We start from the raw sequence: 20,272 nt of genomic DNA, 5'->3' as shown, positions 1-20,272 counted from the left end.
AGTTCCAATACAAATTTGTCACAATTTGTGGTGATTTAGCTACATGCTGCGTGTGACCTGCGATCTCAGTCAGTAGTCAGGAAATCTTCAATCAAATCCGCCTTTTGGTCAATAAGATAGACACCATCCAGGTGTCCCCAGGGGCCTTCTATCTCTTCATAGGCACTACGTTTGCCCAGCCCGACGAGCGTTTCATGGGCCGTGCGCGCCAGGTAGGGTTGCAGCAACAGGTCGTTGCTGGCGGGGAGGAACAGTGTTTTTGCGGTAACTGGAGCCAAACCTGCGCCCAGCGTCTCCGAAAAACCGGCCATATACAGCTGGTTGGCCCGCACCAGATAAAGTACATGATTGGCGTCAGCAAAGCGCGTACGTGCCTCGGCGGCAGCACTCAACTGCTGCACCACCGTAAAGTCGGCACGAATATCCTGAAGCGGTGCAGTTTCCCGTGGGCCGCTGGCAGCATAGATCTGATTGAACATCATGGGGTGCATGGCCTGCAGAGTGACCATGCCAAGTGCCTGCCGTAGACCCACTAGTGGCGCATCGCCCTGGTAGTAGTCACCGTTGTTCCAGTTCGGGTCGGCGATAATGGGATTGGCCCACTGCTGCAGCGTGGCGATGGTCCATGGATCAACAGCACCCCCGCCAATCACTGAAATGACGCGCTGGACAAAGTCAGGATAGGCAGTCGCCCAGTCCAGTGCCTGCAGGGATCCCATTGATGCCCCAACGACGGCGTGCAGCCGGGTCACGCCCAGGCTGTCCAGCAGCGCCTTCTGGACATTCACAAAGTCACGAATGGTGACTACCGGAAAGTCCAGGGCGTAGGGCTGTCCTGTCGCGGGATTTATGCTGGCCGGTCCCGTTGTGGTAACCATGGGGTTATGCGGTTCCTGATTTACCAGGGTGTCCGAGCTGATGACGTAATACTTGTCAGTATCGATTGCTTTGCCGGGCCCGATGATGCTGTCCCAGTAGCCCGGCAGTGCGTCGTCTTGATCGTAGCGACCGGCGGCATGGCTATTGCCGGAAAAGAAATGCGTGATAAGGACAACATTGTCCTTGCGCTCATTCAGCTGACCATAGGCCTCCCAGCCAACACTGACCTCCGCAATACTGGCGCCGTTGAGTGTCTGAAAGTTCTGCGTTGTGAACACCTGTTTTGATACGATGCCAACTGAGCCCTCGTCTGCCGTTGTCGCCGCGCACATCAGGCACGCGATGGCAGCGAAAAAAAGGCGGATTTGCGCTGTGAATCTCGGGGTTCGGCTCATATTGGCAGCTCTCATCTTAATTCAATGGGGACGTTCGCTCTTACAGAAGAATATTTCGATACTGCTCGCGCAGCTCATTCTTTAGTACTTTGCCAGTGCCCGTCCGTGGAAGGGACGTCAGAAACTCAATACGGTCTGGCATCCACCAGCGTGCTATGCGCCCGTCCAGGAATTCACGGATGGCATCAGCATCAATGTGGCTTTTTGCCCGGGCTACGATAAACAGCACGGGGCGCTCATCCCATTTGGGGTGTCTCGCACCGATAACTGCACATTCACTGACGGCTTCATGTTGGCTGACAATATTCTCGATTTCCAGTGAGCTGATCCACTCGCCGCCGCTCTTTACCACATCCTTTATGCGATCGACCACCCGGAGGATCCCGTCCGCATCGATGGTGGCGATATCGCCCGTGGCCAGCCAGCCATCCGGAAACGCGCTCATGTCATCATTCTTGAAGTACTGTCTGCAGATCCAGGGACCGCGGACGCGAAGTTCTCCAGAAGCTTTGCCGTCGTGCGGCAGGGCGTGACCGGCGGCATCAAATATGCCCAGTTCAACGCCAAATGCCGCCCGTCCTGCGGAGGTCTGAAGGTCCAGACGTTTGTCATCCGGCAGGCTCAGCAGCCATGACGCGGGCGGCAGCGAGGTCGCCAGAGGCCCGGTTTCAGTCATACCCCAGATGGGTTGCCAGTAGACGCCATAGCGGCGGTGATAGGTCTCCACCATGCCACGGGGCGAGGCGGCCCCTCCAACGCAGACACGTTGCAGAGAGGTCTCAGTGATGTTCTGATCCAGCCAGTGATTGTGCAGCGTCAGCCAGATCGTCGGCACGCCCAATCCGACGGTCACATTTTCAGTGGCGATCAGCTCGGCCATTGAGGCGCCGTCCATACCAGCCCCTGGTAAAACCAGTTTGCAACCTGCCAGCGGTGCTGCGTATGGGGCGCCCCAGGCGCCGGCATGATACATCGCCACCATTGGCAGCAGCACGGTGTCAGTGTCCAGGTCCAGCAGCTCGCGCGAAGCCGTTGCCTGGGCATGCAATACCATCGCCCGGTGGGAATAGAGCACACCTTTTGGATTGCCAGTTGTACCGGAGGTATAGCACAGCGCTGCTGCGGTGTTTTCGTCAAACCGGGGCCAGTCGTAGCTGTCAGGCTGATTCTGCAGCAGGTCTTCGTAGCAGTGCAGCGGGCCAAGTGATGTCTCGGGCATGTGCGCGCGGTCGGTCATCACGACAAAACCCTTGACCGAAGTCAGTTGCTCGGCGATCGATTCAAGTAGTTCAACAAAACCCAGATCCACAAAGACGTACTTGTCCTCGGCGTGATTGATGACGTATTCGATCTGTTCACTGAACAGCCGCGGATTTACCGTGTGCAGCACAGCGCCGCGTCCGGAAACTGCGTAATAAAGCTCCATATGGCGATGCGTATTCCAGGCCAGAGTTGCTACGCAGTCACCAGATTTAATGTCCAGTTGTTCCAGAGCATTGGCCAGTTGTCCACTGCGCTGCCATATTTCCCGATAACTGCTGCGGTGGATATCGCCCTCCTGGCGACGCGATACCACTTGTTGATCAGGGTGGTGTCGTCTGCCGTGATCAAGCAGATCAATAATCAGCAGCGGGGAGTCCATCATATTGCCATGCATAAACAGTGTCTCAGAACAGATTGAATAACAGAATTGCGAGTGACAGCCCCATCAGCGGGACAACAACGGTGACAGCGCCAACTGCCCAGTAGGCATCCTTGTGCGATTCATTGCAGATGCCGCGAATGGTGGTTACCACGTAACCATTGTGCGGCAATGAATCCAGTGCTCCTGATGAAATAGCCACCACCCGGTGCAGCTGTTCCGGATTTACGCCGAGATCCAGATAGTGAGGGCCAACCGCGGGCAGGGCGATCACCTGGCCGCCGGATGCTGAGCCGGTCAGACCGGCAATGGCGCTGACCGCAATGGCTGCACCAACCAGCTCATTGCCAGGCAGCGAGGTCACGGCCGCGACTGCCAGATCAAACGCTGGCGTTACTCGGGCAACACCACCAAAACCCACTACGGCTGCGGTATTGCCAATGGCAATGAGCGCCCCGGTCGTGGCATTGCCCAACGCTGCCTGCAGGTTGGTAAAAAAGCGCCAGTTGATGATCATCAGACTGATCACGCCACCCAGCAGTGCGATAATCAGTGCGTTCTGCATCAGCGTGTCGTGATAGATGAATGATAGTCCCAATACCACAAGAAGGGGCAACAGTCCGGTTGCTGGATGTGGTAATTCCCGGTCGACGAGCTGAGGGTCGGAACTGCGTTCCTGGAAATGCTCGCCGCGTTTGACTGCGCTGTTGATGATGCGCTGCAGCCACCAGTAACCAAACACTGCCATGAAAACCGCGACGACCAGGCTGACTTCCCAGGCGGCGTAAGGTGTTGTGCCCAGGTATTCAATCGGGATCCAGTTCTGAATTTCCGGGGAGCCGGCAGAGGTCATTGTGAAGGTGACCGATCCAAATGCCAGTGCGGCAGGAATGAAGCGACGTGGCAGGTTGGCCTCCTTGAACAGGCTCAGCGCCATTGGGTAAACGGCAAATGCAACCACAAAAAGGCTGACGCCGCCGTAGGTTAAAACTGCACAGGCGGCCACAACGGCGAGCACCGCCCGTTGTTTGCCCAGTAGCCCGGTAATCCACGCAGCCACGCTGTCGGCTGCACCGGTATCCTCCATGAACTTACCGAATATTGAGCCGAGCAGGAACATGAAAAACCAGGATGCAATGAAGCCGGTAAAGCCGGCCAAGTAGTTCTGCACAAAATTGATGTCGCCGGTAAATACCGGGATGTTGCTGCTGAAGGCTACGATCAGTGCGCAGAGAGGCGCGCTGATAAAAAGATTCCAGCCACGCAGGGTCAGCACTATGAGCAGGGCCAGTCCTCCGACCAGACCGATTAAACTGATGACTTCCGACATGTGCCCCTCACGTTTTCTGATTATTGGCGTGAACTGATGGTTCCTCAGTGGGGGGTATTGTTCATCAATGCAACGGTGCAACCCATAGTACTATGGTACAGGTCACAAAGCTGACGACTTGGAGTAAGGTGGCTGCCGACCAATAAAAATCACGGGGGAGCCATTCCGATGCAACAGACAACATTCAAATACTCAGCCTGCGCCTTGGCCGTGTCAGCCGCGATCAGTGGCCTGGCTACCCCGGCCCTGGCCCAGGACCAGCAGGAACGTCAGCCCGAAGGCAGGATACTTGAGAGTATCGAAGTAACGGCGCGGCGCACCGTCGAGAACATGCAGCGTGTCCCGTTGGCCGTGACCTCGCTGGGTGAGGGCGAAATCGAAACGCGCGGTCTGGACACCATCCTTGAGGTTCAACAGTTTTCTCCCAACACTACCCTGCAGGAAAGCCGGGCCACTAACTCAACGCTGACTGCTTTCATCCGCGGCGTAGGTCAGGAAGATCCGCTTTGGGGATATGAATCCGGTGTTGGTATTTATGTAGACGATGTCTATCTTGCCAGACCACAGGGTGCTGTCCTTGATATTCTGAATATACAGCGTGTTGAGGTGCTGCGTGGACCTCAGGGCACACTCTACGGCAAGAACACCGTTGGTGGGGCGCTGAAGTATGTCACGCAGCGCATGAGTGGTGATGCCGAGCTCGACACGAAACTGACGGTTGGCAACTACGGCCAGCGTGACCTGAAACTGGTGGGCCAGGTGCCGGTAACCGACAAGCTTTATCTTGGTTTCGGCTATGCCGACCTCAATCGTGACGGCTACGGAAAATTTCTCGTCAGTGATCTGCCGGGCCAGGACCTGGAGAACTACAACAAAGACCTACAGGCGTTTCGTGTAACCGCTGAATATGCGCCGCTTGATAATGTGTTTATGCAGCTGGGTTATGATCGAACTGATGACAAATCCAACTCCAAGGGCGGTTATCGATTGCTCCCCAGTCTGTTGACCAATCAGGCGCCAGTCCCCGACAGCATTTACGACTCCTACACCAGCCTGCCGACTGAAAACCGGGTCGAGACCGAAGGTGTCAACCTGACCGTCACCTGGGATGTCAACGAGCGTGCGACGCTGAAATCTATTACCTCGCGCCGTGAGAATTACTCGCCGGTCAATATCGATTTCGACAACACACCACTGCGTATCTTTGACGTGCCGGCTATCTATGAAGACGAGTGGTTCACCCAGGAGCTGCAACTGAACTACCGCGGCGATAACTGGAATGTCGTGTCCGGAATTTATTACTTTGATTCAGAATCCTGTGGTGTATTTGACGCAATTCTGGAAAGGCTGGGACAGTCGTTGGGCGCGGCCGGTCTGACCCGTGAAGTGTCGGGCTGCAGCAATGGCACCAGCACAGCGGTCTACGCGGACGGTACCTACCGAATAAACGATCAGTGGAGCGTGAGCGGTGGCCTGCGTTATACAAAGGACGAGAAAGATGCCCTGGTACGCAACGGCCTGATCTTCGCGACCGTCTACCCTGAGTCTGGCTGGGTTCCCGGCTATACAAGGGCACCTGGAACCGGTACACCCGTTGTGCTGGATGACTCGGCTGACTGGTCCAAGGTGACGCCACGCATAAGCGTTGAGTATCAGGCGACAGAAGACACCATGTTTTATGCCAGCTACAGCGAAGGCTTCAAATCAGGTACCTTCAATCCACGAGCGGAGCGTGCCGAACCTGCAGCGGATCCGGAAGATGTGCAGTCCTACGAAGTGGGCGTCAAGACTGACCTGACGTCGACATTCCGACTGAATGCTGCCGCCTTTATGCTGGATCACAAGAACCGTCAGTACATTGCTGTGATTCCTGACCCCAACAACGCTGCTGCACTTAACCAGCGACTGGGTAACGTGGGTCAGTCAGATGCAACAGGCGCCGAATTCGAGTTTACCTGGCTGGCTACACAGAACCTGAGTCTGTTCGGCAACATCGGCGTGATCGATGCCAAGTTCAAGAATGTATTCAGCTTTGATGCCAATCTGAATCGTATCGATATCACAGACAATTTTGTGATCACAAATACGCCAGAGCGCACCATGAATGTCGGCTTTACCTACGATATGCCAATGGCGTCAGGTGATGTCGCGGTAACCGGCAACTACAGCTATCGCAGTAAATACAGCCTGACGGAATTGGGCAATGTGCTGGAGCAGGATGCCTACGGTGTGCTGAACCTGGGTGTCACCTGGACCAGCATGGACGATAAGTGGGCTCTCGGCCTGCATGGTAAAAACCTGACTGATGAAGAGTTCCTGGTGGGTAACTATGCGTTCCTGGGTGCTGCCAATGCGTCCCTGCCGAATGGATACGCACCGGGCCTGGGTGGCGACACCACGCTGATCGGATACTACGGTGCACCGCGTACAGTAAGTCTCTCTCTGGGATACCGCTTCTGACTGTGAGTAGTGGGTAGCTCCTCATGATCCTGGCCACCACGATAGCTTTCGTGGTGGCTTTTTTTTTGCCGCTGGTTTAGGTTTAACGTGAAAGCCGTATGTTTATCAGTACTGAAGCCCGTAACATGACAACAAGCCCACCTGAGTCTCTGGATGCCATCAAGGCAGTAATTGCCGATGATCACCCGCTATTTCGGGCGGCTCTTCGACAGACATTAAGCTCTACGCTTGCCGCCAGTGTGCATGAGGCGGCGAGCTTCACAGAGCTGATACAGTGCCTTGATCAGCATGCCCAGGTCGAGCTGGTTTTTCTTGATCTCAATATGCCGGGTAACCAGGGGCTGGCCGGGTTAACCGCCATCAGAAACCAGTTTCCTGACATCCTGGTGGTGGTTGTGTCTGCCAATGAGCAGCAGGACGTGATTGCGCGTGCCATGAGTTTTGGTGCCAGTGCCTATGTGCCCAAGTCTACACCACTGCCCGAAATTGTCATGGCGGTGGAGACCGTCCTGGCAGGCGACAGCTGGCTGCCCAACCATCTGCGCACTAGCTTGACGGATCAGTCGAATCGATTGCACCAGGAGTTCGCGATTAAACTGGGACAGTTGACACCTCAGCAGTTCAAGGTCTTGCGCTGCCTCGCAGATGGCCTGCTGAACAAGCAGATTGCCCATGAGCTGGATATTCAGGAAACAACGGTAAAGCAACATGTTTCTGCGATCCTGCGCAAGCTGGGGGTGATCAATCGTACTCAGGCTGGTGTGCTGTTTCACGATATGCTGCGTGCGGATGATGAAGACAATAATCCAACCGAAAGTATGTCTTAAAGCGTGTTTTTCAATAGCCGTTTGAGCGCTGCCTGTTTCACCGGTTTCGGCAGAAACAGGGCATTCACTTCTATTACCTGTTCACGAATATGTTCGTCAGGATCAGCTGTACTCAAAATAGCCGGGGTGTCTGCCCGGAAATGACGTCGCAACTGCCTTATTGCCTCCGTGCCAACTTCCTGATCAGACAAGTGGTAGTCAACGAATAACAGGTCGGGACGGCGATTCATCTGTAGTGCATCCTGCAGCGTCACAAAAGCATGGACCTCTGCGCCCCAGCCATTAAACAACGAGGAAAGTGCTTCACGTATATTGTCGTCGTCATCGAGAATAAGCACCCGTGTGTTGTCAGGAACCGACCAGCCTGCTCTGTCTGGAGGCGCTGTGCCTGGTCGCAGTGTCGCCGTGTTGGTTAGTCTGCTTGGCCAGTGGCTGACAGGCAGCGTAATGCCAAAACAGGTGCCTTTGTCCAGGGTGGAGTGCAGCCGCAACGGCAGATCCAGCAGTTTGCACATGCGATCAACTATCGCCAGGCCAAGCCCAAGGCCGGGGTTGTGATCCTGCTGATCCAGTTGTTTAAACTCCATGAATATTTCCTGAAATTTTTCAGGCGGGATGCCGCGGCCTGTGTCCCACACCTGAAGTTCTACGCGATTGCCAGACCGGCGCCGAACACCGCAAACAATACGACCACTGTTGGTATAACGTATTGCATTGGTAAGCAGGTTTTGCAGGATACGCTGGAGAATTTTCTGGTCGGTGTGGACCACTGCCTGTGTATGGTGCATGCACAGCGTAAGGCCTTTTTCCTGGGCCAGCATCTGGAACGATGCCTGCAGGGGTTCCATGATGTCCCAAAGTGCGATGTCACGCTTTACAGGTTGCAGATTGCCTGACTCCAGCTTGGTCATTTCCAGCAGCATGGTCAGCAGCTCTTCGGCATTCTGCAGGGATTGCTGTATCTGCAGCGCCAGTCTGGCCTCGTCGTGCTGCACGCGCTGCAGGAGCATTTCGCAGAACAGACTCGCTGCGTTGAATGGCTGCATCAGGTCATGCCCGGCGGCAGCGAAGAATTTCGATTTGCTCTGATGGGCCTGCTCTGCGGCTAGTTTGGCTTCTGACAAAGCCTGCGTGCGCTCAGCCACACGGGCCTCCAACTCCTGGTTAATGCGGCGCAGCTCGTTCTGAGCGTTGACCAGTTCTGTGATATCCGTGTAAGTGGTGACAAAGCCGCCATCGGGCATGGGATTTCCCTGCAGTTCAATGATCTGACCTGAAGGTTGCTGTCTCTGGTAACGATAGCGGCTGCCGGTTCTTAGATGCTCCAGTCGTTTGGCTACTTCTTCCTCAATGTTCGCATCGGGCGCGCCAAACAGGCCGCGACTGGCATTGAAATGCAGAATCTCTTCAATCGCGACACCGGCACGTATCAGTCCTTCCGGATAATCAAAAATCTCCAGATAACGACGGTTCCAGGCCACCAGCCGTAGTTCTTTGTCAATCACGCTGATGCCCTGCGGAATGTTCTCAACGGATGCCTGCAGCAGCTCACGATTGAAGCGATATAACTGAGAAGCTTCCGACGCCCAGTCGACCACCTCGTCGACCGCTACCGGCGATGTCCTGGCAAGACTGCTGATCAGCAGGCGGCTGGCGGCACTGCCGATTGCGCCGGCCAGCTCGCGCTCAAGCCGCGAAAGTAGTGCCGGATGTACCAGTTTTTCGTCGGGCAGATCGGCAATAGTCAGACCGAGGCGTTTGTCGAGACCGCCGGCGTCAGCCGGGTCAACAAAACGGGCCAGTACTGCCCGCAGTTTTCCCCAGGTTACCTGCTGCATTTCGTCCACCGGAGCGGACTCATTATCTGGCCGGGTAAATTGCTGAGCCTGGCCGCGTTCAACCGCACTCTGTCGAGTCAATATGGAAACCATTATGTAAATCAGTATATTGACGGCAAGACTGCTTACCACTCCGTCACTGATAGCCCGGTCGGAAAGTGTTCCTGACGGATTCAGGGAAGGCAACAGCAGCATAACTGTCCATACCGCTGTTCCGGACAAGAGGCCGGCCATGGCTCCATGCCGGCTGGCACGCGACCACAACAGGCCACCGAACATCGCCGGCGCCAGTTGTGATACCAGGGCCATGGCAATCAGGCCGTTACTGACCAGCGGGATGCCACCCTGAGTCAGCTTGTGGTAGACGTAGGCCAACAGGATGATGATCACCATAGTGAGTCGGCGCGTCAGCAGAATGTCGGCGGGCATGAGATTGGAGATCAGGTTGCCGGCTCGTCGGCTGCGGATCCATAACGGTGTAATCACGTCGTTGGAGATCATGATGCTCAAGGCCAGAGTCGCCATGATGACCATACTGGTTGCGGTCGACAGACCGCCAATGAACGCGATCAGGCTGATGTCCGGGCGGTCGGCCAGGATGGGTAGTGCGAGCAGAAAGGTATCCTGGTATTGTGCTTCAGGCACCAGCAGCATGCCGCCCATGGCAATCGGCAGAATAAAAAAGTTGATGGCAAACAGGTAAAGCGGGAAAGCCCAGCGAGCCTTTTTCAGCTCTTCCGCACTGTTGTTCTCAATAAAATTGACCTGAAATTGTCTGGGCAATACAAACATGGCCAGCGCACCCAGCAGCATATGAGTGACGTAGATATACACCCCGTCCTCTTTGGGCTGCAGCATGCGCTGCGCGATCGGGTCAGAAGCCGTTTTGATAATCAGGTCATTGATACCATCAAACAGCTGGTAGCTGACAAACAGGCCCACTATGGCGAAGGCCCCCAGCTTCACTACGGACTCGAAGGCAACTGCATCCATCAGGCCAGGATGCTGTTCGGCCAGACTCAGTCGGCGGGCGCCGAACAGAATGGCAAAGCCAATCATGGCCAGTGCAACCGCAGCGGCCAGGTCTACGAACCAGGGGGCAAGCGAGGGCTCTATACTGGTAACCGCTGCAAAGCTGGCGGCCACAGCGCGTAACTGCAAGGCAATGTAGGGGATCAGTGCGACCAGGCAGATCAAAGCAACGGCTGCGGCCAGGGTCGGAGACTTGCCGTAGCGTGACCCAATCAGGTCGGCGATAGACGTCAGGTTCTGTTGCTTGACCAGTTTCAACATTTTGATCTGAAACTGATGAGCAAACAGAAAAACACAGATGCCGCCTAGATAGGTTGGCGCAAACCACCAGCCGTAATTGGCGGCCTGGGTCACTGTGCCATAAAAGGCCCAGGTGGTGCAGTGAACGCCAAGCGCCAGGGTGTAGCGCCAGGGTCGCATCGTGTTACTGGTTCGCCTTTCACCGCGTGAGGCAATGCCAAACAGCAGGGTCAGGTAAATCACTGCCGCAATCAGTACGGTAGAAATCGATAGCATCGCTAGGGCGTCGTTTTGTTGTCTTTATCGATCCCATGGTATCACCCGCCAAACAAAAAGCCGACGATTCTGGTTGCATCTCCTGCAATCATCATTGCCACGCCTACCCACTGTTTGGTAGGCATCTTTTCTCTTAGCCCGGACTGAATCCATGCAACAGTCGGCCGGGAGGGAGTCACAAATACTGCAACTCCTGAAGACATGAGTGCACCCAGCCAGTCAGACTTCAGAGAGTGGGTGACTACATTAGTCGAAGAAACGACAAGCAGAAGTAACAATATCGCTTTTATGAGTGCCGAATTGATCATCTGCCTGCGCTCCAGGTAGGTTTTATTTACTTTCAGGATGAGTGGCCGTCGACAAAATCCTGCAGACCGAGCATATCTGATCCGTGACTGTTGATTGCTCCGGAATAGCTGTTCCAGGCACCCTGAGCCCAGTGCATCGTCTGATCAAAGTCTCTGACAATAGTGAATACTGTGTATCCGATTGTCAGTGGTCCCCAAAAATTTCCGCCGCCAACGCTGTTGGTCTCTTCATCGTTGAGCTCTCTCATAAAAATCTCCATTTTCTCTGTTAATTGACTTGCTGAGATCCGTCTCCATTCAATTAGGTTGTAGTCGTTACTCGACAGCATTTCCTGTATTTCACTTGATTGCTGAATTGTGCCCCATGGGCCGCCACGCTGAATGTGGTAAAATGCCGCCGTTTTCAGCGTCAGCGCCATACGGCCAGATGCACATGTCCCGTCAAGACAGGAATCACACATGACTGTAATCAAGCAAGACGACCTTATTCAGAGCGTGGCCGATGCGCTGCAGTACATCTCTTACTACCACCCTCTGGACTTTATCCAGGCGGTCAACGAAGCCTACGAGCGCGAGGAGTCACAGGCAGCCAAAGATGCCATGGCGCAGATCCTGATCAACTCCCGGCTGTGTGCCGAAGGCAAACGGCCAATCTGTCAGGACACCGGCATCGTGACCGTATTCATCAAAATCGGCATGAATGTCCAGTGGGAAGCGAACAGCAGCGTGGCTGACATGATCAATGAAGGGGTGCGTCGTGCCTACCTGCACCCGGACAACGTCCTGCGTGCCTCCATCCTGGCCGATCCGGCCGGCGCCCGTAAAAACACCAAGGACAACACGCCTGCCGTTATTCACATGGAAGTCGTGCCAGGAGATAAGGTTGATGTCATTGTGGCTGCCAAGGGCGGCGGCTCCGAGAACAAGGCAAAAATGGTCATGCTGAACCCCAGCGACAGCATCGTTGACTGGGTCGTCAAGACAGTGCCGACGATGGGCGCCGGCTGGTGTCCGCCCGGCATGCTGGGTATCGGTATTGGCGGGACTGCCGAAAAGGCTGCCGTTCTGGCCAAGGAAGCGCTGATGGATCCGATCGATATCCATGAGTTGCGCGAGCGTGGTCCACAGAATCGTGTTGAAGAGCTGCGACTGGAGATCATGGACAAGGTCAATGCGCTGGGTATCGGCGCCCAGGGCCTGGGTGGCTTGACCACCGTTCTTGATATCAAAATCAAGGATTACCCCACACACGCAGCGTCCCTGCCGGTAGCGATGATTCCGAACTGTGCGGCGACGCGCCACGCACACTTTGTGCTGGACGGATCGGGACCCGCACACCTGCAGCCGCCAAAGCTGGAAGACTGGCCGCAGATTACCTGGGACGCAGGCCCTACGGCGCGTCGGGTAAACCTGGACACAGTCACCGCTGAAGACGTTGCCAGCTGGAAGCCGGGTGAAACGCTGTTACTGTCAGGTAAGATGCTGACGGGTCGCGATGCTGCCCACAAGCGTATGGTGGATATGTTCAATCGTGGTGAATCGCTTCCTGATGGTGTCGACCTGAAGGGACGCTTTATCTACTACGTGGGCCCGGTCGATGCAGTTCGCGACGAGGTGATTGGGCCGGCTGGTCCGACCACAGCGACTCGCATGGACAAATTTACCGATACAATTCTTGAGAAAACCGGCCTGCTGGGCATGATCGGTAAAGCCGAGCGTGGCCAGGTGGCCATTGACGCCATCCAGAAACACAAAGCGGTCTACCTGATGGCGGTTGGTGGCGCAGCCTACCTTGTGTCCAAGGCAATCCGGGATGCTCGTATCGTTGCCTTCGAGGACCTGGGCATGGAAGCGATTCATGAGTTTGTGGTCGAGGATATGCCGGTGACGGTTGCTGTGGACGTCAATGGCAGCTCCGTGCATCGAACTGGACCTGCCGAATGGCAGGCAAAAATCGCCGAAGCCAGACCTGTCAAAGTAACTGGCTGATCTGCAGGTCTATCAGACAGGCTTCGGGAGACCCGAGCAATAGCGGTCTCCCGAAGCTCCAGTCTTTCTGGCGCTGCAATATTAAACATCCTGACTTTCTGTACCTGCCAACCGCGTTTCCCTCTGAACTTTTCTAATGCCATTCCCGCCTCGGGATAAGTTGATAGTGCTTTTTTTTGAGAAATCTCGAAAAGTCGCGACGGATTCTCGCGTACTACCCGTATCACGCTATGTAAACAGGCATATACTGGCCGAGCCAGAATGGGAGACTTATTATGATTAGACAAATCTATTGCATAGCACTTACCGCGTTATGCGCTGCAGGCGCATTGCAGGTATCAGCGCAGGAAACAGGTCAGGGTCATGGCCAGGGGCATGGCCAAGGGCAAGCACAGGCGCAGGCACAGGCACAGGCACAGGCACAGGCACAGGCACAGGCACAGGCACAGGCACAAGCTCGCTTTGAGGAGCTGGATGTTAATGGCGATGGCAATCTGACGCTTGAAGAATTCGCAGCGGCACCGATGGCCAACTTTCAGCGCCAGGACACCAACGGTGACGGTGCCATCAGCAGGCAGGAGGCTCTGGAGCGCGCGTTTCAGCGACTTGATCAGGATGGTAACGGCCTGATTTCTGCGGATGAAATGCGTCCACAAAGAGGCATGCAGCAGATGGGTGAAATGAGCCCTGAACAGCGCCGCCAGATGCGGGATCGTATGGGTGAAATGAGCCCCGAGCAGCGCCGTCAGATGCGTGAGCGGATGGCGAACATGACAGAGGAACAGCGAGCTGCGATGCGCGAGCGTATGGAAGAGCGACGTCAGGCAGGTCCAAATGGTGAGCAGCAGTCGGACCACACGGATCATTGATAGAGTTCTGTTTCCGCGCGCGGCAACTACTGCCAGGCAAGACATATGTCGATTGAAGAGCAGATGATGCAGGCAATCGTTGCTGGACGGCAGGATGCCTATGCCCGCGCGGTCCATCAGTATGGTCGTCTGATAGCTGCTTATGCTTACCGCTTGCTGGGCAGCCAGGCTGAGGCTGAAGATGTTGCGCAGGAGACCTTCCTGAAGTTATGGACCCAGGCAGCGCGCTGGGATCCCGCACGGGGCAATGTGTCCGCCTGGCTGCACCGTATCGCGCACAACCTGTGTGTCGATAATCTGCGGAAGCGGTCAGCGCAGGCAATTGACGCAGACCTTGATAGCGTTATTGATACCGGCGCAGCAGCTGCCGACCAGGGGCTGGCTGCGCAGCGTCAACACGAACGGTTGCAGCAACTGATTGGCGGACTGCCCGAGCGACAGCGCAGCGCTCTGATTCTGGTCCACTACCAGGGCTTATCGAATCAGCAGGCAGCCGATGTGCTTGATGTATCGGTTGATGCGCTGGAGTCCTTGCTCGCGCGTGCGCGCCGAGCCCTGAAGAGTCAAATGTCCGCGGAGGATAAATAATGTTGTCGAGAGATCGACTGATCAGTCTGATTGACGCCTACGGTGGAGACCTGCAGCGATGGCCAGCGGCCGAGCGCGAGCTCGCCGAGCAGTGCCTGGACAACTATCCCGAGCTGCTTGCTGAGCTGAAAAATGCACAGGCTCTGGACAGCTGGTTAAGCGATTCGCAGACTCCGGCATTTGCGGGTCTTGAGGCGCGTCTGCTGGCTCAGCCCTTACCGCCTCGTCGACCAGGCATTCTGGGGTGGGCAGGGCACTGGCTGATGGCGGTTACCTCAGCTGGTGTAGCTCAATGGTGGCGACCCGCAGTGCTGGCGTGTATTCCCCTGATGCTGGGTCTTTATGTTGGCATGCAGTTGAATCTGGACAGTGATGCGAACACCTGGCTGACCACCGATGAGGAGTTGTACTGGATGGCGCTGGGTGAATTAGTTGAGGAAACGCCATGATGCTTTTACGAAAGAACATGTTGGTCGTCGCCTTGCTGGTGTCGACAGGCGTGAATCTGTTTCTGGCAGGTGTAGTAGGTGCGCAGCTGTTCGACGGGCCAGAGCCGCCGCCTGCACCTGTAGGCATGATGTGGATGAATCAGTCACTGGATCCGCAGGCGCGCGATAGAGTGCAGTCGCAGATGCGGCTGGCTAACGAGGAGTTACGACAGGTGCGGCGTCAGATGCTTCAGGCGCAACGTGAAGTAAATCAGTTGCTGGTTCAGGAACCTCTGGACAGTGAGGCGCTAACGGGCGCTTTTGCAAGACTGCGACAGGCCAGTGTGGCGTATCAGGAGCGCAGTCACGGTCAATTGGTCGATATGATGAGCCGGCTGACGGTTGAGCAGAGGCAGCAGGCGTTGCGTCGACTGAGCGCCAGGCGTGGAGATGAACGACCACCTGTTGAAAGACGTCCGCCTGCGGATGCCCCATTGACGCCGCAATAGTGCCTGACTGAGGCGCTGGTGCCGTCAGTCAAGCATATCCCCGTAAGGCGACTGGTGGCGGGTTGATATTTCGTGTGTGTGTCCTGGCACCTTGATGGCATCACGGCTGATTCCCAGCTCTTCGCCTCCGAGTACATTGTGGTCAAATCGATAAATGACCTCGGCAGTATTGCGTCGAACCGACTCGTCATAGTCAGCAATTTTCTGCTTGACTGATTCATTGCGTTCGGCCCAGGCCGCGGTCGCCGACTTGCCGTGCCGCTTCTCCAGCATTTTGCGTGTCTGCTGTGGCGACAGCACGGAGGCAGTGGCATTGTTGCCGCCGAAACCTTTGGCATTGATCAGCACAGCATCCATCGCATCCGCGCCAACTTCAGTGTGGTTCAGCAGAAAATTGAGGTGGCTGCCATGTACATCGTCGGCAATTTTATCCACCGTGGTGATGCCCGGAATGATGCCGTACTGCCACACACCCAGGCTGGCTACCAGCTGGTCGCCGGATGCAGACGCCAGAGAGTGTCCGACATAGGTCTTGAGTGCAGTGACAGGCCAGTTTTTAATGCCCCAGGTTTGTGCCAGCGTGTTGAAGATATGAGACTCGGTCACGCGATTCTGAGGGGTGCCAGTGCCGTGTGCCTGCACGTAACTGCGTTGCTGCAGGCCCTGTTCGCCAATAACAGCCGCGGTTGCCGCCATCGCCTTCGCCATGGTGATGTAGTTACCGGCGCCCGGGCTGGATATGGATTTCTTGTAGCCGTCGGCATTGACGAATACATCGTTGACTGACCCGTAAATATTGGCGCCCAGTTCCAGAGCCAGTTTGTCGTCACAAAGGATGACAAACTGTGCTGACTCACCCAGTGTGAATCCAGCATTATTGCCAAACGGGCGGCAGGCCCGGCGATGATCCGGGGCACTCAGTCCTTTGTCAGCATCCAGTGCCAGCAGCGCTGCATCGTCCACCAGGGCGCCCATGGTGTGGTAGCCATCCATCACCTCCGGTACCAGTGGTGCTTCGGCGGTGCCGACAATAACCAGTCGGTGGGTACCGTTTCGAATGTCGCGGATACCCTGGCGCAGGTTATAGAGGAATGTAGCACACGCTGCTGCGTTAGTGCCGGTTGTCCCTAAATTGCCCAGTACATAGGCATTGATAAAGTCAGCTGGCATTTCAGCAAAACCCAGGGCCAGTTGCTTGGAACTGACTTTTTTGCCAAGCAGACGTGCCTGCAGCAGTCCGCCGTTGCCGTCATAGTCGAGCTGGCTCATGCTGCTGCCGGCGTACACACTGATCTGATCAGCTGATACATGCTGGAGTACGGTCTGCCAATCTACACCCAGTGACTGTATCGCATCACTGGCGCCGAACACCGTCATCTGCAAACCGCGCGGATGATTGCGCGACTGATAGAGCGCCCGCGGATCAAATCCGCTGGGCAGCTGGCCCGCAGAGTTGACCGCAGATTTACGTGTGTTCTCGGTCATGATCTCCAGCGATGTGGGGATTTCGACATCAACCAGCCCATTGCCGGCATCACTCAGCAGCCAGTCCATTGGTATTCGATCTGGCAAGTGCTGGCGCCGCATACGGAACCGGATCGGGCTGGTATCGCTGGCGTTCAGCACGGCCTTTTTGTGGTAGGGCAGGCGAGCGGGATCAAACAGATTGTTTTCAAGTTTCCGGATAAGTGTGCCGTGCTTCAGCTGTGCATCAATGCTCATCAGGTAGGGTTCGAGCTCGACGGCTTTGTTATCGGTCGGATTGAACCAGCGGCCTTCGTGCCATTGCAGCAGCCCCATCAGGCTGGCCAGGCTGGCTCTGGTCTGCATCGCATCCTGCGCGGCCAGCTGATCCATTATCATGCGGCGATACCCATGATGTGAGGAACTGCGGCCTGCCGGGTTGATCCCGCCGAAGCCAATAATCACGGGAAGTGCTGTCATCCGATAATTCTCCTTTACGCTATGACGGCCAGTGCAACGACTGCTACGATATGAGTAATATAGCTAAACACCCTTTGTGCAATTATGTCGTTACAGTCAAACAATATGGCATTTAAGACACCTGTCTCGTCAATTGACGAGCTACAGTCCTTGTTTGCCCGACTGGGGATCCCGGCCGATTACCCCACTACTTCGGGGTTGCCGTTTCATCCCGAGCCAGATCGGCTGGTTGATGCGGGTCATGACATGTTCCAGCGTCCCGTGCAGTTGACGCCAGTGGCCTTGCGGGCCTGGCAGGCCATGCAGGCAGCGGCTGCGCGTGACGGCATTACTCTGCAATTGATCTCGGCATTTCGCAGTGTGGCTTATCAGGCAGACCTGATCAAACGCAAGCTTGCCTCTGGTCGGACGCTTGAAGATGTCCTTGCCTACACTGCGGCCCCCGGTTTCAGCGAGCACCACACCGGGCGTGCCATTGACATCGGCACACCGGGCAGCAAACCACTGGAGACAGAGTTCGATAGTACAGCTGCTTACGCCTGGTTAACGGCCAATGCGGAGGATTACGGATTTTTGTTGTCCTATCCTGAGGGAGGTACCGGAATGATCTGTTACGAGCCCTGGCACTGGTGCTATCACGAGACAATCGACGCGCATCTGTTAGACAAAACTGAATTTAAGGAGTAGGCTGAAATCATCATGGGAGTATGTGTTTGATGACTCGATTGTGGTTTGGTTTGACCCGAATGGCATGTGTGACGATAGTGGTCCTGTCATTCGCTGGATGGAAAGTTAGTGCCCAGTCAGACAGTGAAGTCGCTGCTCCTGATCCCGAGTTTCAACAGTGGCTGCAGCAGCTAATCGCCGAGGCAAGAGAAGCCGGCATCTCCGAAGATATCATCGATCAGGCGCTGACAGGGTTGGCGCCCATCCCTCAGGTTGTAAGCAACGACCGTAATCAGGCCGAATTTGTCGAAACGCTGGCTCAGTATCTAGACAAGCGTGTGACGGACTGGCGCATCCAGACTGGCAGGACGCGCATGGCGCAGCACCGCGATGTGCTAAACCAGGTGGCTGCCGAATATGGTGTGCCGGCCCGCTTTATCGTCGCCATATGGGGTATCGAAACCAATTACGGCAATTTCACAGGTGGCACGGACGTGATTCGTGCCCTCGCCACGCTGGCCTACGACCCGCGCCGCGCTGCCTACTTCCGGGGTGAGCTGCTGTCCGCACTGCGCATTCTTCAGGAGGGTCATATCGACCATCCGAACATGAAAGGCTCCTGGGCTGGCGCCATGGGACAAAGCCAGTTCATGCCCTCCAGCTTTATCAACCACGCGGTAGATTTTGACGGCGACGGCCGGGTCGACATCTGGACGACCGAGGCTGATGTCTTTGCGTCTATTGCCAATTACCTGCGTAATGCCGGCTGGCAGTCTGGTGAGCGCTGGGGACGGCAAGTCACACTGCCTGCCGACTACCACGATCGCGCCTCGCAGTGGAGTCAGGAGAATGTCAGCTACTCATGCAGTGTGCTGCGTCGCCATACTGTGCAGCGTCCGGTGGACGAGTGGCAGCTTGAGGGCGTGCGCCAGGCTGATGGCAGCGACTTACCGACTTCAGACATCGCAGCATCCATTGTGTTGCCAGATGGCGCCGATGGGCCTGCATTTTTGACCTACCAGAACTTCCGTGCCCTGCTGAGCTACAACTGCGCGAATAACTACGCGCTGGCGGTTGCCAGACTGGCCGACAGTTTCTGATCACGTCCGCAAACTGGCTGATACAGCCGAGGAGGAGTTGACCTATAAAGTGACCAAAAAAATAGAAAAGTGATCACCGTTAAATCAGGAGACAAGTGATTATGTCCAATGAATTTCAGGTAGTGTTTCACAATCTCGAACAAACAGAAGCTATTGTTGACGCCGTTAACAAGCGAATCGATAAATTGCGTCGCTTCTGCAGTGACATCATAGGTGGTCGTGTGGTTCTTGATTCGCCCCACAACAACCACCACAAGGGTAAAGTCTATTCCGTGACCCTTGAATTACATACCCCGAACAAGCCTGTGGTTGTTACGCAGGAGCAGCATGACAATCACGCACACGAAGATCTCTATGTGGCGATTCGCGACGCGTTTAATGCCGCCGAGCGCCAGTTGAAGTCTGTCGACAAAAAACACCGCAAAGAAGCCATCCACAAAATGCCGGAAGCCGTTGATGACGGCATGGGCGATCTGGCCGATGACGAAGAGCCGGAATACACCAGCGCTACCGGCTAACGACCACGGTCGATCGTCAATGTGACGGGGGAGGTCTGCTGCGGCGGGCCTCTCCTGACAGAAAGTACGAATTTTCAAGCTCAGAACCCGCCACCGAACTTCGCTCGCAACCACCTTTCAAGTTACACTTTCGACTATTCATGAATAGTTGAGGTTAGTGTTTTATGTCTGATGCAAAAAACGACGTGCTGCGAACAGAGCTTGAGGCAGCCGCATTCCGGCGACTGCTGAGACACCTGGATGAAAACAAGCAGGTACAAAACATCGATTTGATGGAGCTGGCCGGATTCTGTCGTAATTGTCTTGCCAAGTGGTATGCGGCTGAAGCGCAGGAGCGGGGAGTTGCCATGGATTATGAGCAGGCAAGGGAACGGGTCTATGGCATGCCCTACGCTGAATGGAAAGAAAAATATCAGACACCTCGTTAGCGTGGG

Annotated in this window: 18 protein-coding genes; 11 read left to right on the top strand and 7 right to left on the bottom strand. The window is 55.6% G+C overall.

The annotated features are described in order from the left end of the window. Positions 1–65: 65 nt before the first annotated feature. From LVD14_RS14115 to LVD14_RS14105, 3 genes are read right to left on the bottom strand one after another with little or no spacing between them, the layout of a single operon-like run. Complete coding sequence (locus LVD14_RS14115) at positions 66–1,274, bottom strand: homoserine O-acetyltransferase family protein (protein ID WP_237134764.1); 1,209 nt, start codon at positions 1,272–1,274, stop codon at positions 66–68. Positions 1,275–1,314: 40 nt separating this feature from the next. Then, positions 1,315–2,919 (bottom strand): long-chain fatty acid--CoA ligase, encoded by a 1,605-nt coding sequence (locus tag LVD14_RS14110; protein WP_317622735.1) that lies wholly within the window; start codon positions 2,917–2,919, stop codon positions 1,315–1,317. 22 nt (positions 2,920–2,941) lie between these two features. Further along, the gene (locus LVD14_RS14105; protein ID WP_237134762.1) at positions 2,942–4,246 is read right to left on the bottom strand and encodes a GntP family permease; all 1,305 of its coding nucleotides are present in this window, start codon (positions 4,244–4,246) and stop codon (positions 2,942–2,944) included. A 168-nt stretch (positions 4,247–4,414) separates the two neighbouring features. On the opposite strand from LVD14_RS14105, the gene LVD14_RS14100 reads away from it, so the two are divergent. Continuing rightward, complete coding sequence (locus LVD14_RS14100; protein WP_237134761.1) at positions 4,415–6,706, top strand: TonB-dependent receptor; 2,292 nt, start codon at positions 4,415–4,417, stop codon at positions 6,704–6,706. A gap of 125 nt (positions 6,707–6,831) precedes the next feature. Beyond that, positions 6,832–7,533, top strand: a complete 702-nt coding sequence (locus tag LVD14_RS14095; RefSeq protein ID WP_237134760.1) for a response regulator — start codon at positions 6,832–6,834, stop codon at positions 7,531–7,533. Here the strand turns inward: LVD14_RS14095 and LVD14_RS14090 are convergent. Genes LVD14_RS14090 through LVD14_RS14080 form a run of 3 tightly spaced genes read right to left on the bottom strand, consistent with a single transcriptional unit; the run spans position 7,530 to position 11,646 of the window. Continuing rightward, complete coding sequence (locus LVD14_RS14090; protein WP_237134759.1) at positions 7,530–10,919, bottom strand: PAS domain-containing hybrid sensor histidine kinase/response regulator; 3,390 nt, start codon at positions 10,917–10,919, stop codon at positions 7,530–7,532. The genes LVD14_RS14095 and LVD14_RS14090 overlap by 4 nt on opposite strands. Positions 10,920–10,960: 41 nt before the next feature. Continuing rightward, positions 10,961–11,227 carry a hypothetical protein gene (locus tag LVD14_RS14085; protein WP_237134758.1) on the bottom strand — a complete coding sequence of 89 codons (267 nt, stop codon included), beginning with the start codon at positions 11,225–11,227 and terminating at the stop codon, positions 10,961–10,963. A gap of 32 nt (positions 11,228–11,259) precedes the next feature. Then, positions 11,260–11,646, bottom strand: a complete 387-nt coding sequence (locus LVD14_RS14080) for a hypothetical protein (RefSeq protein ID WP_237134757.1) — start codon at positions 11,644–11,646, stop codon at positions 11,260–11,262. 40 nt (positions 11,647–11,686) lie between these two features. Here LVD14_RS14080 and LVD14_RS14075 point away from each other — a divergent pair, with 40 nt between their 5' ends. The 5 genes from LVD14_RS14075 (at position 11,687) to LVD14_RS14055 (ending at position 15,610) form a co-directional block, all read left to right on the top strand. After that, positions 11,687–13,216 carry a fumarate hydratase gene (locus LVD14_RS14075; protein ID WP_237134756.1) on the top strand — a complete coding sequence of 510 codons (1,530 nt, stop codon included), beginning with the start codon at positions 11,687–11,689 and terminating at the stop codon, positions 13,214–13,216. A 275-nt stretch (positions 13,217–13,491) separates the two neighbouring features. Next, entirely contained in the window at positions 13,492–14,085 is a 594-nt protein-coding gene (locus LVD14_RS14070; RefSeq protein ID WP_237134755.1) for an EF-hand domain-containing protein, read from the top strand. 45 nt (positions 14,086–14,130) lie between these two features. Further along, positions 14,131–14,673 carry a sigma-70 family RNA polymerase sigma factor gene (locus tag LVD14_RS14065; RefSeq protein WP_237134754.1) on the top strand — a complete coding sequence of 181 codons (543 nt, stop codon included), beginning with the start codon at positions 14,131–14,133 and terminating at the stop codon, positions 14,671–14,673. Beyond that, complete coding sequence (locus tag LVD14_RS14060) at positions 14,673–15,122, top strand: hypothetical protein (RefSeq protein ID WP_237134753.1); 450 nt, start codon at positions 14,673–14,675, stop codon at positions 15,120–15,122. The genes LVD14_RS14065 and LVD14_RS14060 overlap by 1 nt, the downstream gene beginning before the upstream one ends. Then, positions 15,119–15,610 carry a periplasmic heavy metal sensor gene (locus tag LVD14_RS14055; RefSeq protein WP_237134752.1) on the top strand — a complete coding sequence of 164 codons (492 nt, stop codon included), beginning with the start codon at positions 15,119–15,121 and terminating at the stop codon, positions 15,608–15,610. The genes LVD14_RS14060 and LVD14_RS14055 overlap by 4 nt, the downstream gene beginning before the upstream one ends. Before the next feature lie 24 nt (positions 15,611–15,634). On the opposite strand, the gene LVD14_RS14050 is transcribed toward LVD14_RS14055, so the two are convergent. Next, positions 15,635–17,554, bottom strand: coding sequence for a beta-ketoacyl synthase (locus LVD14_RS14050; protein WP_237134751.1), 1,920 nt, complete (start codon positions 17,552–17,554; stop codon positions 15,635–15,637). Between the two features lie 105 nt (positions 17,555–17,659). Between LVD14_RS14050 and LVD14_RS14045 the strand changes: the two genes are divergently transcribed. The 4 genes from LVD14_RS14045 (at position 17,660) to LVD14_RS14030 (ending at position 20,266) form a co-directional block, all read left to right on the top strand. Further along, entirely contained in the window at positions 17,660–18,241 is a 582-nt protein-coding gene (locus LVD14_RS14045) for a M15 family metallopeptidase (protein WP_237134750.1), read from the top strand. A 29-nt stretch (positions 18,242–18,270) separates the two neighbouring features. Then, positions 18,271–19,320, top strand: coding sequence for a lytic transglycosylase domain-containing protein (locus tag LVD14_RS14040; protein WP_237134749.1), 1,050 nt, complete (start codon positions 18,271–18,273; stop codon positions 19,318–19,320). A gap of 101 nt (positions 19,321–19,421) precedes the next feature. Next, a complete protein-coding gene (gene hpf / locus LVD14_RS14035) occupies positions 19,422–19,838 on the top strand; it encodes a ribosome hibernation-promoting factor, HPF/YfiA family (RefSeq protein ID WP_237134748.1) in 417 nt (138 codons plus the stop codon). Between the two features lie 164 nt (positions 19,839–20,002). Further along, positions 20,003–20,266 (top strand): DUF1244 domain-containing protein, encoded by a 264-nt coding sequence (locus LVD14_RS14030; RefSeq protein WP_237134747.1) that lies wholly within the window; start codon positions 20,003–20,005, stop codon positions 20,264–20,266. The last annotated feature ends 6 nt before the right edge of the window (positions 20,267–20,272 follow it).

Origin of the sequence: Pseudohongiella sp. O18 (genome assembly GCF_021729085.1) — a bacterium.
GTDB lineage: Bacteria > Pseudomonadota > Gammaproteobacteria > Pseudomonadales > Pseudohongiellaceae > Pseudohongiella.
Note: the sequence above shows the minus strand (reverse complement) of the source record. Positions and strands in the feature narration are given on the sequence as shown.